Annotated in this window: 12 protein-coding genes; 6 read left to right on the top strand and 6 right to left on the bottom strand. The window is 33.1% G+C overall.

Annotated features, from left to right (window positions below):
* On the top strand, positions 1 to 368 hold a 368-nt coding region (locus tag B4J88_RS01625; RefSeq protein ID WP_291066029.1), incomplete at its 5' end, for a hypothetical protein.
* A 21-nt stretch (positions 369 to 389) separates the two neighbouring features.
* Here the strand turns inward: B4J88_RS01625 and B4J88_RS01630 are convergent.
* Together B4J88_RS01630 and ahcY are read right to left on the bottom strand one after the other, a co-directional pair.
* The gene (locus B4J88_RS01630) at positions 390 to 965 is read right to left on the bottom strand and encodes a hypothetical protein (RefSeq protein WP_280045485.1); all 576 of its coding nucleotides are present in this window, start codon (positions 963 to 965) and stop codon (positions 390 to 392) included.
* Positions 966 to 1141: 176 nt separating this feature from the next.
* Complete coding sequence (gene ahcY, locus B4J88_RS01635; protein ID WP_038331025.1) at positions 1142 to 2455, bottom strand: adenosylhomocysteinase; 1314 nt, start codon at positions 2453 to 2455, stop codon at positions 1142 to 1144.
* Between the two features lie 74 nt (positions 2456 to 2529).
* Here ahcY and B4J88_RS01640 point away from each other — a divergent pair, with 74 nt between their 5' ends.
* The 4 genes from B4J88_RS01640 (at position 2530) to B4J88_RS01655 (ending at position 5478) form a co-directional block, all read left to right on the top strand.
* On the top strand, positions 2530 to 3159 hold the full coding sequence (locus B4J88_RS01640; RefSeq protein ID WP_291066032.1) for a 4'-phosphopantetheinyl transferase family protein: 630 nt from the start codon (positions 2530 to 2532) through the stop codon (positions 3157 to 3159).
* A gap of 76 nt (positions 3160 to 3235) precedes the next feature.
* The gene (gene pnuC / locus B4J88_RS01645) at positions 3236 to 3919 is read left to right on the top strand and encodes a nicotinamide riboside transporter PnuC (RefSeq protein ID WP_280061782.1); all 684 of its coding nucleotides are present in this window, start codon (positions 3236 to 3238) and stop codon (positions 3917 to 3919) included.
* Positions 3920 to 3986: 67 nt separating this feature from the next.
* Complete coding sequence (locus tag B4J88_RS01650; RefSeq protein ID WP_052217477.1) at positions 3987 to 4691, top strand: Bax inhibitor-1/YccA family protein; 705 nt, start codon at positions 3987 to 3989, stop codon at positions 4689 to 4691.
* 70 nt (positions 4692 to 4761) lie between these two features.
* A complete protein-coding gene (locus tag B4J88_RS01655) occupies positions 4762 to 5478 on the top strand; it encodes a TIGR00730 family Rossman fold protein (RefSeq protein WP_286479198.1) in 717 nt (238 codons plus the stop codon).
* Between the two features lie 55 nt (positions 5479 to 5533).
* Here B4J88_RS01655 and B4J88_RS01660 read toward each other — a convergent pair whose 3' ends face one another.
* The 4 genes from B4J88_RS01660 to B4J88_RS01675 form a co-directional block, all read right to left on the bottom strand.
* Positions 5534 to 8341, bottom strand: a complete 2808-nt coding sequence (locus B4J88_RS01660; protein ID WP_291066035.1) for an alpha-amylase family glycosyl hydrolase — start codon at positions 8339 to 8341, stop codon at positions 5534 to 5536.
* A gap of 89 nt (positions 8342 to 8430) precedes the next feature.
* Entirely contained in the window at positions 8431 to 9477 is a 1047-nt protein-coding gene (locus B4J88_RS01665; protein ID WP_114998819.1) for a SusE domain-containing protein, read from the bottom strand.
* A gap of 1 nt (position 9478) precedes the next feature.
* Entirely contained in the window at positions 9479 to 11104 is a 1626-nt protein-coding gene (locus tag B4J88_RS01670) for a RagB/SusD family nutrient uptake outer membrane protein (protein WP_181816273.1), read from the bottom strand.
* A gap of 10 nt (positions 11105 to 11114) precedes the next feature.
* Positions 11115 to 14033 (bottom strand): SusC/RagA family TonB-linked outer membrane protein, encoded by a 2919-nt coding sequence (locus B4J88_RS01675; RefSeq protein ID WP_291066038.1) that lies wholly within the window; start codon positions 14031 to 14033, stop codon positions 11115 to 11117.
* A gap of 224 nt (positions 14034 to 14257) precedes the next feature.
* Between B4J88_RS01675 and B4J88_RS01680 the strand changes: the two genes are divergently transcribed.
* Positions 14258 to 15277 (top strand): LacI family DNA-binding transcriptional regulator, encoded by a 1020-nt coding sequence (locus tag B4J88_RS01680; protein WP_280045491.1) that lies wholly within the window; start codon positions 14258 to 14260, stop codon positions 15275 to 15277.
* The last annotated feature ends 135 nt before the right edge of the window (positions 15278 to 15412 follow it).

A 15412-nucleotide genomic window follows, 5' to 3' on the forward strand; every position in this document is an offset into this window, starting at 1 on the left:
CTAATTTTGGGGAAGCTTACAATCCTCCAAAAGAAGAAAGTTTTAAATTAAATTTAAAACTATATAAATCGTCTAAAAATACTCCTGTTGATAATGTATTTTTTGAAAAGAATAATATTGAGATTTCTCCAAGTGATATTGTAAATCAATCGTACAAACTTGATTTAACCGATGATAATATTAGTTATAATGATGAATTTTATATAAGTGTTTTGATAACAAAAAGATTGGTTGATGAATTTGTTTGTTTAAGTGGTGTTATTTTGTCGAATGGATTTACAAGAAACTTAACGACAAATGGAGGTTTTGAGAAAAATCCTTTGGGAGCAAAACCATCTATAAATGCTGATTTATTGATAAAAAGATAAAAGAGCTGAAAAGCTCTTTTATTATCGAGGTGTTCCCCAACCCCAAGGTGCTGGCGGAGTTTCAATTTCTTTTGTCAAGTCAAAATAGACGTTGAAAGGTATTTTAGAACCTGCTTTTTGCAAATTGTAACTAAACGTTTTATCATCCAAGGTAATCCACCAAATATTTGTCGAAGCATAATCTATTAACCTTGCAGTTTCTTGATCAGCAGGAAACATCTGGAAATCTTTGAAACCATAATTTGTATTTGTTCCTCCATAAAATGTAATTGTTTCCGAAGTTCCATTTTCGTGACGATGATCGTGTTTTAGCGTGATGATTCCATCTTTTTTAGTCAAAATCCACGTTCTCGAATAATTATCACCAACATTGAACGGAATTTTAATTTCGTTTGTAGAACAACTTTTTACATGCATGGTTAATTTTTTACCCGCAAAATCATCGCGCGTAATATGTTCAGGCAATTTGCCTTCGTAAGCTTTACCGCAATGTTTTTCGAGATTTTTCCAGAATATTTCTGAAGGTTTTTCGGTTTGTGCAAAAAGTGAAGAACAACCAATTAAAACGAATCCAAGTTGTAAACATTTTTTAATCATAATCAGTAATGAAAATTATTCAATAATGATTTAAAGATAATGTTTTAAAAATGATTAAGCGTTGTTTGTCTATTTGGAAATAAAGACTAACAAAAAAGCCCTCGCTTGTTCAGGGCGAGGGCATATAGTTAAGTGCTTTTTTCTTTTTTCAAATAAAAATTCTGAATTAAAATTAATTAATATCTATAATATTCTGGTTTAAATGGTCCTTCAACCGTTACACCAATGTATTCTGCTTGTTCTTGAGATAAAACTTCTAATTCTACTCCTAATTTAGCTAAATGCAATTCTGCAACTTTTTCATCTAAATGCTTAGGTAAAGTATATACTTCATTTTTGTAAGCTGATGAATTTGTCCACAATTCGATTTGAGCTAAAGTTTGGTTAGAGAAAGAGTTTGACATCACAAAAGAAGGGTGTCCTGTTGCACAACCTAAGTTAACTAAACGTCCTTCAGCCAAAATGATGATGTCATTTCCGTTGATGTTGTATTTGTCAACTTGTGGTTTAATTTCTTCTTTCGTGTTTCCGTAGTTTCCGTTTAACCAAGCCATATCGATTTCGTTATCGAAGTGACCAATGTTACACACAACTACTTTGTCTTTCATTTTCTCGAAATGCTCTGCACGTACAATTCCAAAGTTACCAGTAGTCGTAATTACGATATCAGCGTTTGCAACCACTGTATCTAATTTTTTTACTTCGTAACCTTCCATAGATGCTTGTAAAGCACAAATAGGGTCGATTTCTGTTACTGTAACAATTGCTCCAGCACCGCGGAAAGAAGCCGCTGTACCTTTCCCAACATCACCAAATCCACAAACTACAACACGTTTACCAGCGATCATCAAGTCAGTAGCACGTTTGATAGCATCTACTGCAGATTCACGACATCCGTATTTGTTGTCGAATTTAGATTTTGTTACAGAGTCATTTACGTTAATTGCAGGCATAGGCAATGTACCTTTCTCCATTCTTTCGTAAAGACGGTGTACACCCGTAGTTGTTTCTTCTGATAATCCTTTGATCTCAGCAACCAATTCTGGGTAACGATCAATCACCATATTCGTTAAGTCTCCACCATCATCCAAAATCATGTTTAATGGTTTACGATCTTCTCCGAAGAATAATGTTTGCTCGATACACCAATCGAATTCCTCTTCGTTCATCCCTTTCCAAGCATACACAGGAATCCCAGCAGCAGCTATTGCAGCAGCAGCGTGATCTTGTGTAGAGAAAATATTACATGACGACCATGTAACATCAGCTCCTAAAGCAACCAACGTTTCGATTAATACTGCAGTTTGGATTGTCATGTGTAGACAACCTGCAATGCGAGCACCTTTCAAAGGTTGAGCAGCTTTGTACTCTTCACGGATAGCCATCAACCCAGGCATTTCTGCCTCAGCCAACGTAATTTCCTTTCTTCCCCACTCAGCTAAAGAAATATCTTTAACTTTGTATGGAATGTATTGCGTTTTTGTATCCATCAATTGATATATTTAACTAACTTTTTTTTAAAGTTTATAAGGAACAAATTTACAAACAAATTTCGATTAATAAAATGCCCGTTATCGATTATATTAACGATTTTAAACATACCCGCATTATCACGTGGAATGTAACAGAATCGAATGAAGAATTATTAGAATATCTTCATTTAGAGGATTATAGGATAGAAAAATATAATAATCTTCGACCTAAACAGGCCAGAGAATATCTTGGTTTGCGCGCTTGTCTAAAGAAATTGGACTTGGATTATGATGTAAATTATGACGAACGTGGAAAACCTTTTTTACCTACAAATAAAGAAATTTCCATTACACATTCCTATGGATTGGTTTCTGTTGGCGTGAGCGAATATAATATTGGAATTGATATTGAATTGGCTCGACCAAGAAAAATTTTGAACATCAAACATAAGTTTGCGCGTCCAGATGAAATAGCTTGGATTCCTCATGAGCACGAGACTGAATATCTGCATATAATTTGGGGAATGAAAGAAGGTTTGTACAAATTGAATGGTGGAAATCTTTGGAATTTTCTGAATCATTATCGTGCAGAAGAATTTGAATTAATAGAAAATAAACAATTTATTTGTTGGATTTCGGATGATGTAAAATCTCGAAAATATCATGCATTCTATAAAATGATTGGTGAATATTATTTGGTTTGGGTGTTGGATTATGAATAGATCGAAGTTAGAAATTACGAATTTAGATTTTTGATTTACGATTTAGAATGAATTATTTTTAACTCACAACTTAACAATGAACGATTTTATTGATTACATCCTTGCGCCTTACAAAACTTATTCTACGCTGAATATCTTGCTAGAAACGATAGCAACGTTGTTCGGAATTATTTCAGTTTATTATACCTACAAACGCAATATTTGGGTTTATCCAACTACAATTATTTCGACGTTTATTTTCATTTATTTATTTTTTAATTGGGGATTATATGGTGAGACGATTATTAATGTTTACTATACTTCGATGGCGATTTATGGTTGGATTTTGTGGCAAAAAAATCTCGAAGCCGATCATAAACATGTTGACGTATCATGGGCAACGAAGAAAGAATATCTGTACGCAACGTTACTTTTCGCGTTGAGTTTTCTCTTTATTTTGACGATTTATTATTTCCGTCCAGTCATTCAAAACGGGTTTGATTTCAGTTTTATCAATCAATGTAAATTACATTATACCAAAATTGATTTTATAGACGCATCGACGACTGCTATTTTTTTGATTGGAATGTGGATGATGGCGAGACGAAAAATTGACAACTGGTATTTCTGGATTATCGGCGATTTAATCATGATTCCATTAATGATTTACAAAGGAGCAGTCATCACTTCGGTGCAATATATTGTCTTGTTGATTTTATCATTTATTGGATTAATCGATTGGATAAAATCAGTCAAAAATTCACAGAAAATAGTGAGTTAAGAAATAATTTAAAATTAGTATTTTAGCCTTATAAATTGAATTTGAAAAACCTATAAAAATTACGAATATGGAAAATCAACACGTATATCAACAAAACCAATTGGTTGCAGAGGCAACAAGCGTAGAAAGGGCAAATTTCTATAAACATACTTACGGACACGTTGCTGGAGGAGTTTTGGTATTTGTTTTAATCGAATCTTTGATGTTAAAATCAGAAGCATTAGTCAGCTTTATGTTAAGTTTAACTTCTGGATATCTTTGGCTTATTTTATTAGCAGGTTTCATGGGAATTACATGGGTTGCTCAAAAAATGGCGTACGGATCGATTTCAAAATCTAAACAATATTTAGGCTACTTTTTATACATAGTTGCAGAAGCTTTAATCTTTGTGCCAATGCTTTACATTGCATTATATTATGGTGGAACTTATGTGATAAAACAAGCGGCCGTTGTAACAGGTGGATTATTTGTAGGATTATCAGCTATTGTATTTTTAACAAAAGCAGATTTTTCTATTCTACGAGGAGCATTAACTATAGGATTTTTCTTAGCAATTGGATTGATTATTGCAGGAATGTTATTCGGGTTCGATTTAGGATTATGGTTCTCAGTTGGAATGTGCGCCTTAGCTGGTGGAGCAATTTTGTACAACACTCACCAATTAAAATATGAGTTCGGAACACAACAATATGTTGCAGCGGCATTGTCGTTATTTGCTTCATTAATGTTATTGTTTTGGTATATTTTGAGAATTTTTATGAGTAGAGATTAATCATTAAGAAACAATAAATTTGTATATTGAACCGTAGCATTTTTGTTGCGGTTTTTTTATTTAAAATACTATGACAGATAAAGAAAAGGAAGACGATAGAATACAATCTCCGTTTCGACCAAAAGATTGGAACGAGATTAGAATAAATGATTCTTGGGCGTTGTTCAAGATTATGGCAGAATTTGTAAATGGTTACGAAGTAATGTCTAAAATAGGACCTTGTGTGTCTATTTTTGGTTCGGCACGTACTTCTCCAGATCATCCATATTATGAATTAGCAGAAGATATTGCATACCGATTAACACAGATTGGTTTTGGTGTAATTACTGGTGGAGGTCCTGCAATTATGGAAGCGGCTAATAAAGGAGCGCAAAAGGGTGGAGGAACTTCTGTTGGATTGGGAATTACGTTGCCTTTTGAAACAGAATTGAACAAATATATCGACCGCGAATATGAAATCAATTTTGATTATTTCTTTGCACGAAAAGTAATGTTTGTGAAATATTCGCAAGGATTTATCGGAATGCCAGGAGGTTTCGGAACGTTAGATGAATTATTTGAGTCGATGACATTGGTACAAACGAAGAAAACAGGACGTTTCCCAATTGTGTTAGTTGGAACTGAATATTGGTCAGGTTTGATTGATTGGATCAAAGAAACAGTTTTGAGAGAAGGTTATATTTCTGAGAAAGATTTGGATCTTTTCCGTTTGGTTGATACAGCGGAAGAAGCAGTTGCTCACATCGAGAATTTCTACGAAAAATATAATATTAAGCTTAATTTTTAAGTTCAAAAAAACCTCATCATTTGATGAGATTTTTTTATTTCATAAAGAATGATAATTATTGTTTAATTAATTTAGACGTTCCAATTTTTCCATTTTTAGCTTCAATATCAAGGATATAAATTCCTTTTGGTAGTTCCTTGATGTTAAATTGATGTACTGCTGAAAATTTTCCTGAAAATTCTTTGATCAGTTTTCCTGTTAAATCATAAATTTTTACTTTTTCTGAATTAATATTTAATGAAAAAGAAGAAGAAACTGGATTTGGAGTGACAGAAATTTTTTCTGAATTAACCTCAATATTATCTGTTGATAAATTTGCTTTTGCATTTCCGAAAATTCTGAATTCACCTGGATTTAGATTAATTGTAAACGATGAATTTGTATTGGTTACATTCAGCGTTGTTTCGTCCATTAAATTGTACCAATTTCCTACAAATGGAAAAAGTGGCGCAATTGCTTGAGTACTTGTAGTGAAGTTTGCAATCACAATAACTTCATATAAATCAGATGACGATAATAAATTATTTGTAATCTGAATACGAGGTTTTAAGTCTCCAGATGTAATCGTATAATTATCAGTTTCGAAAACTTTGTTGTTTAATTTAAGTCCAATAATTTTTGCCCAAACATCATAAACAGATTTTCTATCAGTATTTGTTAAATAACCAATTTCGTTTGGAATTGGTTTTGGATTGGTGCGACATCCGTCACTATTTGTCCCATCTTCGCAATGATTAACCGAATAATCATATCCTAATTCTCCGAATTGCCACAACATTTTAGGACCAGGAATTGTAAATAAAACTGCACCAAGAGCTTTTTGTCTTTCTAAAGAAGTTTTTAAATCTTTTACATTATAAGTTCCTGAAGATGCACCATATTGTAAATTCTTGTACATCATTCTTTCCTCATCATGACTTTCTGCGTAGGCAACCAAATGTTTTTTCGTAAAACCTTTTACAGTATGTTTCAACCAATCAAAGTTACTATCTGAAGCATATCCCATTGTATTCTGATTGAAATTGTTTGTCGCTTTTCCCCAAAGCATAATTCCTTTGCCTTCGTTAATGCGATAATTCGCCCATTCTGTTTCTTCTTGCGCTGATCCGTTATTTCCTAAATGCTCAAAAATGATGTAAGAATTTGGATCAATTGTCCATTGCATATCAGCATATTTCTTTAAAATTGCTACACGATCAGCTTGATATCCGTTTGTACAAGTTTCATCAGAAGGCGTACAATTTTGTGTAAATCCTTTTGTTAAATCCCATCTAAATCCATCAATTTTAAACTCTTCAATCCAATGTTTTAATGTACGTTGCACATAATTTTGAGTTGGTGTTAGTTGATGATTCAAGTCGTAACCAACGTTGTAACTATGTTTTGCAGTTTGATTAACGTAAGGATTTGTAGCGGTTGGTTCTCCATAACCATCTCCATCAGGATCATTCATCCACATTCTAACCAACGGAGATCGTCCATAAACGTGATTTAAAGCAACATCTAAAATGATTGAAATTCCATTTTGATGACACAAATCAATGAATTCTTTCATTTTATCTGCTGGTCCATAAGCTTTATCCAAAGCAAGATGATAAGCGGTATTATAACCCCAAGAGATATTTCCTTCAAACTCCATTACGGGCATAACTTCGATTGCGTTGATGTTTAATTTTTTGAAATAATCAAAATCATCAATTAAAGATTGCCATGTTTTTGTCGAATTGAAATCACGAATTAATAATTCGTAAATCATCAAATTCTCTTTATTTGGGCGATTGAAATTTGAAACTTTCCAATTATATTTTGTTTGATTCGTTTGTAAAACCGAAACTTCAAATTGTTGTCCAGTAGGATAAACAGGCATATTTGGATACGTAGCTGCGGTAATATACGGATCGTCATAAGGCGATAAGACTAATGTTGAATAAGGATCTGCAGTTTTGATTCCATCACTTGTACGGTATTGAAATGTATAAATTTCATTAGCTTTAAGATTAGATAATTCAATCCAATATAAATCTTTGTTTGTTGTATCACGATTCATTACATATTGATCAGAAAGTTGCCAATTATTGAAACTTCCAATCACATGAATAAACTCTTTTTGTGGTGCGTATAAAACCAAATATGCTTTTGAAGAATCATTATCCAAGTAATTAATTCCTTCATGTAAATTGGTCGGAATTGCCACATCTTTCACTGTTGGTTTGATATTAACAGAAAATGATTTACTTATCGTTTGACCATTAAAAGTTGCATTTAATGTATAATTCTGATTTTGAGAAATGGTATAATTTTTATCAAAAGTTGTTGAATTACTTAATGCATCAATTTGAGTTCCGTTGGCTGATAATGTCCAATTAGCAGATTTTGTAGCTGTCGCTTTGATGTTAAAATTTGATCCTAAAGAAACATTTGTAATCGAATTTTCTAGCGGATTAGCTAAAGTAAATTTGAAAGAACCTACCGAAATAGAAAGATCCGTAGTTTGTTGTTTTCCATCTGCATTTCTAAAAACAATATTTATTGCAGTAATATTTTTAGAAGTATCAACTCCATAGAATTGATAAATAGAATTCGGGATTTCTAATTTGTAGGTTGATCCAGAAACGAAAGTTAATTTGGGTTGAGTAGTATTATTTCCCCAACTTCCAATTACATTTTCCCATTGTTTTCCATCGATAGTTACGCCTGTATGCGCATAAATATCTCCTGAATAATTGGCTAGACCTGTTCCTGTTTTATCGAAGTTTATTACAACTGCTTGGTTTGCTTCGGGTGGAGAAGGATCTGTTGTAATTTGTGCTTTAGTAAAAGATATTACCATTAAAAGCATCAAAATAGATAGAATGTTTTTCATGTTTTGTGTGGTTTTAGAAAAAAAGCCATTAAAAAACGTAATTGAATTTTAATGGCTTTTAAAAAATTAATTGTTGATGAGAAAAAATTTTATTGAGCTTCTACTGTATAAGTTTTCTTTGTGAAATTAGCTGTGATTTTATATTTTCCAGCTTTTATTTTGATGTTGTCTCCTTTCTCAACAAGAGCACCATCAGCACCACCGTAATTACCTTTGTCCCAATCGTTATTCAATCTAAACTTATATTCTCCATCTTTCATTGTAAGAATAGTTGTCCATGAATCAATTGTTCCATCGTATGATAATTTAGTATCTGGACCTCCCCAACCGTTTGGAGTTGCATCACCTACTAATCCCCAAGTGAATTCTTCGATTTTATATGTAAGATTAGTTACATCAAATGTTATTTTGTAAGAACCAAGTTTAGGAATATTGATATTTTTTCCTCCTTTGTCCAATTTGTTATCTGATGGATCATTGTCACCATAATCTAATTCCCATTTGTTGTCTTGACGGAATTTAATTTCAGTAACACCTTTATCGTTAAATTCAGTAATGTCAATGTAAGCGACTAATATATTAGTCTCATCAGTTTTCCAAAACTGTACATCAGGCTTTCCTCCCCAATTTGTAAAATCTCCAACAACACCCCAATTTGTAGATAAATCTGTTGGATATGGTGTTATTTTTAATGTATTGACATTAGAGATTAATTGTTGAGAACTAGGTGTACCGATTGAAGAAACAATACGATATTCTATCTCTCCTTCTTTAAAAGGTTCTAATCCTAAAGCAATAACTGCTAAATTCAATTCTTTTACGGTAACATCAGCAGTTAATGTTGAAGTTGAAGAAAGAATTTGATGATTTTTAAAATTATCTCCTTTGATATCAATTTGTAATTCATATTTAGGAGGAGTATTTGTTCCATAATTTGCAGCACTCCAATTAAACGTTATTGCTGTATTTGCAGCATTTTCTTCTAACAATTCAATTGTTGATGAAGCAGGCGTTTCTACTTTCGGTGCAACAAAAGTTGAAGGATCTAATTTGATGATATCTTCATCGTCGTTACATGCGCTTAAGGCAAAAATACTCGCACAAGCTAACGAAATATATTTTATAAAATTTTTCATCTTAATAACCTGGATTTTGAGTTAAGTTTGGATTAATGACAATAATATTGTTTGGAATTGGGAAGATAACTTTTGTTGCATCTACAGAAGTTCCATTTTGAACGCCACCTTTCCAAGGCCAATTGTAATTGTTAGTATATTTACTGAAACGAATTAAATCAGTTCTACGCGTTCCTTCCCAGTACAATTCTCTTGATCTTTCAGCTAAAATGAAATCTAAGTTTAATTGTCCGTCAGTAATATTACCTGAAGTATTTCCATATGCACGAGTTCTTAATTCGTTGATTAAGTTTAATGCAGTAGCGCGATCTCCACCAATTCCTCCACGTAAAACAGCTTCGGCATAGTTTAAATAAACTTCTGCTAAACGAATTACTGGAACGTCTGTGTCAACATATTCTCCTGTTGCATCGTTTGCACTTTTTCCGTCTGAACGTTTGTTAGACCATTTGTAAACAGCATAACCTTCTCCAAATGTACCTATGTTGTTAATTTCAAAAGTTTGTCCATCTGTAAAGAACATCGCACGTTTATCTTTCCATGCAGTTGGATTTCCGTTACTGTCTTTTGTTGTAACAGCATCTGTAAATTGATTCACCAATGCTTTTGTAGAACGAGGACCTCCCCATCCACCATTTACACCGTAATCAGCAGCAACCATTTTTCCACCAATTGCAGCTTTTACTAAGAAAGTGGAACCTCCGTAGGTACGAGAATTATTTCCATCAAAGTTTAAAACGAAAATAGCTTCGTTTTGCGCGCCATTCGTATTATTATCAGCTAAAAATAATTCGTCATAAGCAGAACCATTTTTATTTCCATCAGTTGTGTTAAGCGTATATCCAGCTTGCATAGCTAATTTAGAATAAGTAATAGCTTCTGTATATTTTGCTTGACCAATCCAAGTTTCTGCATTTAGATATAAACGAGATAATAATGCTTCGGCAGCTGCTTTGTCTACACGTCCGTATTCGTTTGCGCGACCAGCTTTTAATTCAGCTTCGATTGCTTTTAATTCGCTCTCAACGAAAGTGAAAATCTCTTTACGATTGCTTTGTTTTGGTAATTCAGAAGAAACTTCTGTTACTAACGGAACATTCGCATATAAATCCATTAAGCTATAATAAGCATATGCTCTAATGAAACGCGCTTCAGCTACATATTCTTTCACTTCTGGAGTTGTACTAGATAAAGCTTCAGCATTTGCAATAAACGAATTAGAGAAAGAAACGGTTTGTGCTAAACGATAATACATTGCTTCAACAAAACTGTTACTTGCTCCCCAAGAAATCTCATGCAAGTTTGGTAAACCTGGGTCTCCCCAACCAACAATAGATTCGTCTGTTGTCAATACATTTAAGTTGAACATTAAACGAGTATATTGAGAAGCACCTTCGTCAATACCTTGAATATCTCCACTTCCCGCAGGTCCTTTTTGTCCCGTAAGCGCTAAAGAAGCGTATACTTTTGCTAAAGCAGATTTTGCTGTAGCAGCATCTTTGAATACATCAAATTGTGTATAAGTATCTGGATCATTTGGCATTAAATCTAAATCATCATGACATGAAGAAACAGAGAAAGCCAATGCCGCAGCTAAAATATATGTTGAAATTTTAATCTTTTTCATTGTAGTTTTCTTAGAAATTAACATTTAAACCAAATACATACGTTCTCGGTCTTGGATAAAAACTATTATCAATTCCGCGGTAAATTTCAGGATCTAAACCGCTGTAATTTGTGAATACAGCTACGTTTTGAACCGCTCCATAAAGACGAATATCCAATCCTTTGATCGCTTGTTTTAGGTTGTAACCTAATGTAATGTTATCAATACGGAAGAAAGATGCATCTTCTATAAAGTGGTCACTTAACAAATTAGTTTCTGTGATACTTGTGAAACCAGTGTTGTAGTAGCTTGAAAGCACATTAGATAAATAGTTTTGACCATTTCCTGTCGCTTTTTTGCTGTAACCTTTAGACGAAGCCATGTTGTTGTAAGCATAGTTTCCGATGTTAGCACGAGCAGTTGCACTTAAATCCCAATTTTTGTAACGGAAGAATGTATTGAATCCCATTGTTACTTTTGCGAAAGGACTTTTGTGAATATAACGGTCTTTTTCGTTGATGATTCCGTCGTTGTTCAAATCTTCGTAAGCTCCTTCGATTGGTTTTCCGTTTGCATCATAAATCTGCTTGTATACATAGAAACTAAATGGTTCTTCTCCTTCACGTTGAATTTGAATATTGTTACCAGTTCCTCCATCGATACCACCTGTTAAGTTATCAGTAGGTAAGTTGACAATTTTATTATCATTGAAAGCGATGTTGTATCCAAAAGACCAATCAAAATCTTTTGTTTTTACGATATCAGCGTTGATGCTAAATTCGATTCCTTTGTTTTCCATATCACCGATATTTTTATCGATCATATTTCCAAAGTTTGTAAATGGATCTACATAAACACTCGCAATTAAATCACTTGTCTTTTTCTTGTAAACGTCTAATGTACCATAGATTCTATTTTTGAATAAAGAGTAATCAATACCAGCATTTAATGTACTCGAAATTTCCCATTTCAAATCACCATTAAATGGTTGAGGACGATAAGTTTGATAGAATGTTGAACCAAATTGATAATAAGCAGTTGATTCTGATCCTTGATAACGCGTTAAGAATTGGAAGTTTCCTAATCCGTTTACATTACCAACTTTACCATAACCTACGCGTAATTTCAAATCATTTACAACAGAACTTCCTTTTAAGAATTCTTCTTTAGAAATATTCCATGCAATAGCTGCAGAAGGGAAATAACCCCATTGGTTGTCGTGGCTTAATTTTGAAGAAGCATCTGCACGCATAGTCGCTGTTAAGATGTAACGATTATCAAAATTATAGTTTAAACGTCCGAAGTATGATAATAAAGAATATTGATCACGGTCTACAAAACGAAATTGATCAGAACCTTGTTGTTCTAATTCACTATCGTAATTGGTGTTGTATGTGTTAAAGTACTGATAACTGTAACCTCCAACAACAGTTAATCCATGTTGTCCAAAATCTTTGTTGAATGTTAAATATGCATCAAATAATTTGTTGTAGAACTGCGCACTAAAAGTTGTTTTAGAACCATCCCAAGTCAAAGAAGAACTTGGCATATTTGCAGTCGTTACATTGCGTCCGTTTGCATTAGAAATATCATAACCTACATTTACCGTTGCAGTAACAGATGGTAAGAAATGTAATTTATAATCCATTTTTGCATTTCCTACAAAACGGCGAACTTCAGATGTATCTCTGTTTTCATTGATTAATGCAACTGGGTTAGTTGGTGCTAAATTGTGTTTTACAGCTCCATCCATCCAAGTGTGGTAACCTCCAAATACATTTGCTCCAGAATAAACTGGTTGAGTTGGGTCGTACTCTAAAGCAGCTCCAATAGCACCTCTGTTTGCAAATTGATTTTCGATATAAGAACCACGAGCATTCAATTCAAATTTTAAGTGATCATCTAAGAAAGATGGACTCAAGTTCATAGAAGCTGTTGTACGATTGATGTTATCTCCTTTCAAAATACCATCTTGATCTGTATTAGAAATAGAAAAACGAGAAGGCATTTTACCTCCAATATTTCCTGTTGCACTAAAATTGTGATCAAAACCTACAGCAGTTTTATAAATTTCTTTTTGCCAATCTGTATTTGCATTACCTAAACGAGCAATTTCGTCAGCTGTTCCTACAGATTTTACCAATTCACGGAATTGATCTGCATTCATTACGTCAATATAACCTTCTGGTTGATAAATTGATGTAACTGAATTATAGTTAAAACGGAATTTTTTCCCTTTACCTTTTTTAGTTGTAACCATTACAACACCATTCGCAGCACGAGAACCATAAATAGCAGTTGCCGAAGCATCTTTCAGAATAGTCATCGTTTCGATGTCGTTAGGATTTAAGAAATCCAAAGGATTTCGAGAACCTCCAATATTTACTTCAGATAAAGGAACGCCATCTACCACATATAATGGTTGAGAGTTTAATGATAACGAACTATTACCACGAATGATAATGTTTTGTCCATCACCAGGAGCTCCACCAGCAGATGTTACCACAACACCAGCGATTTTTCCAGTCACTAATTCTTGTGCAGAAGTGATTGATCCTTTATTGAAATCTTCTGAATTTAATTGATTTACAGAACCTGTAACATCTTCTTTTTTTGCTGTACCATATCCAATTACAACAACTTCTTTCAAGTTTTCTGTCGTTTTAGACATACGAAGTTGTAATTGTGTTTGTCCCGCAAAAGTTATTTCTTGATCGTCATAACCAAAAAAACTGATAACAATTATATCACCATCGTTCGCTTCTAATGTAAAATTTCCTTTTTCATCAGAAACTGTCGATTCTCCTGTTGTAATGTTCGAAACATCTGCACCAGCTAAAACCGTGTTATTAGCGCTATCTTGTACTGTTCCTTTTATCGCAGTTTGTGCAGATAAAATAGCAGGGCTTGATAAAACTAATGCTAGAAGAGATTGTTTTAAAATCCTCATATATTTTTCGTTTTGTTTCGTTAATTATTAATTTATATTTTTACTTCTCATTACCAAATGTAAGTCGTTTAATTGATTGATTGTGTATGTAATACACCGACTAACTAAACGAAAACGTTTTCGTGTTAATAAATAATTAAATTAATTGTTAGCGCTTGTTAATTTTTAATAAAAAAGACGGAAATTAGTAGAATAAGATTGATGGTTAAGGTAGAAAGAAGATTATGAAAAAGAATTTGACATTAAAACAGATTGCAAAAGAGTTAGATGTTTCGATATCAACGGTTTCTAAAGCGTTGAAAAATAGCGAAGAGATTAGTGCTGCAACGAAACAAAAGATTCAAGCATTTGCAAAATTATACAACTACAAACCGAATAATATTGCATTAAGTCTAAAGAATCGAAAAACGAAAACAATTGCTGTGATTATTCCCGAAATCGTTCACGATTTTTTCGCGATGGTAATTAGTGGGATCGAAAATTTAGCAAATCAATATGGTTATAATGTATTAATTTGTTTGTCAAATGAATCGTACGAACGCGAAGTTATTAATATGGAGATGCTTGCGGCGGGTAGTATAGATGGATTTGTAATTTCTCTTTCAAAAGAAACTCAAGCCAAAAAAGATTATCATCATATCAAAGAAATCATCAACCAAGGAATGCCAGTTGTGATGTTCGATCGTGTAACACGTGAGGTTTATACCGATAAAGTTATTATTGATGATGTACTTGCGACACAAGAAGCAATTCAATATTTTATAAGTAAAGGACGCAAGAAAATCGGCTTTATTACGACGCCAGATTATATAAGTGTCGGACGCTTAAGAACCGAAGGATATAAAAGAACGTTGGAAGCGAATGGAATTGAAATTGACGAAAACTTGATTTTGCGTGTAGAAGACGAGAGTCAGTTGGACACTATGATTGATGAATTTTTCGAAAAAAATAAATTTGACGCAGTAATGGCAGTAAATGAATTATATGCCGTAAAAGTTTTGAGAGCTGCATTGAAAAAAGGAATTAAAGTGCCAGAAGAGTTACATTTAATTGCTTTTACAGATGGTGTAATTTCCAAGAACTCAATTCCAAGCATTTCTACAGTCAAACAAAATGCATTCAAAATGGGTGAGATTGCTGCGCGTTTATTGATTCAAAAATTAGAGTCAGAAAACGAGCACGAACATTACATTACCGAAGTTGTCGGAACTGAATTATTACACCGAGAAACTACAACGATTTAGTAAGTTTTTTTTGGTTAAATAATTGTTACAGTTGCAATAATCCCAAAAAAAAGTTTTAACATTGTAAACAAATCAAAACATATTTTTACTTCTCAAATTACAAAAATATAGTTTTGATAAGCATAAAACGCTTAT

The organism is Empedobacter sp. UBA5036 (assembly GCF_002415215.1).
Taxonomy (GTDB): domain Bacteria; phylum Bacteroidota; class Bacteroidia; order Flavobacteriales; family Weeksellaceae; genus Empedobacter; species Empedobacter falsenii_B.

What these genes read in the sequence shown, in the direction of transcription:
- B4J88_RS01675 (WP_291066038.1), bottom strand. Translation starts at nt 14,033, where the DNA reads ATGAGGATTTTAAAACAATCTCTTCTAGCATTAGTTTTATCAAGCCCT.
- B4J88_RS01670 (WP_181816273.1), bottom strand. Translation starts at nt 11,104, where the DNA reads ATGAAAAAGATTAAAATTTCAACATATATTTTAGCTGCGGCATTGGCT.
- B4J88_RS01660 (WP_291066035.1), bottom strand. Translation starts at nt 8,341, where the DNA reads ATGAAAAACATTCTATCTATTTTGATGCTTTTAATGGTAATATCTTTT.
- B4J88_RS01630 (WP_280045485.1), bottom strand. Translation starts at nt 965, where the DNA reads ATGATTAAAAAATGTTTACAACTTGGATTCGTTTTAATTGGTTGTTCT.
- B4J88_RS01650 (WP_052217477.1), top strand. Translation starts at nt 3,987, where the DNA reads ATGGAAAATCAACACGTATATCAACAAAACCAATTGGTTGCAGAGGCA.
- B4J88_RS01680 (WP_280045491.1), top strand. Translation starts at nt 14,258, where the DNA reads ATGAAAAAGAATTTGACATTAAAACAGATTGCAAAAGAGTTAGATGTT.
- B4J88_RS01640 (WP_291066032.1), top strand. Translation starts at nt 2,530, where the DNA reads ATGCCCGTTATCGATTATATTAACGATTTTAAACATACCCGCATTATC.
- ahcY (WP_038331025.1), bottom strand. Translation starts at nt 2,455, where the DNA reads ATGGATACAAAAACGCAATACATTCCATACAAAGTTAAAGATATTTCT.
- B4J88_RS01665 (WP_114998819.1), bottom strand. Translation starts at nt 9,477, where the DNA reads ATGAAAAATTTTATAAAATATATTTCGTTAGCTTGTGCGAGTATTTTT.
- B4J88_RS01655 (WP_286479198.1), top strand. Translation starts at nt 4,762, where the DNA reads ATGACAGATAAAGAAAAGGAAGACGATAGAATACAATCTCCGTTTCGA.
- pnuC (WP_280061782.1), top strand. Translation starts at nt 3,236, where the DNA reads ATGAACGATTTTATTGATTACATCCTTGCGCCTTACAAAACTTATTCT.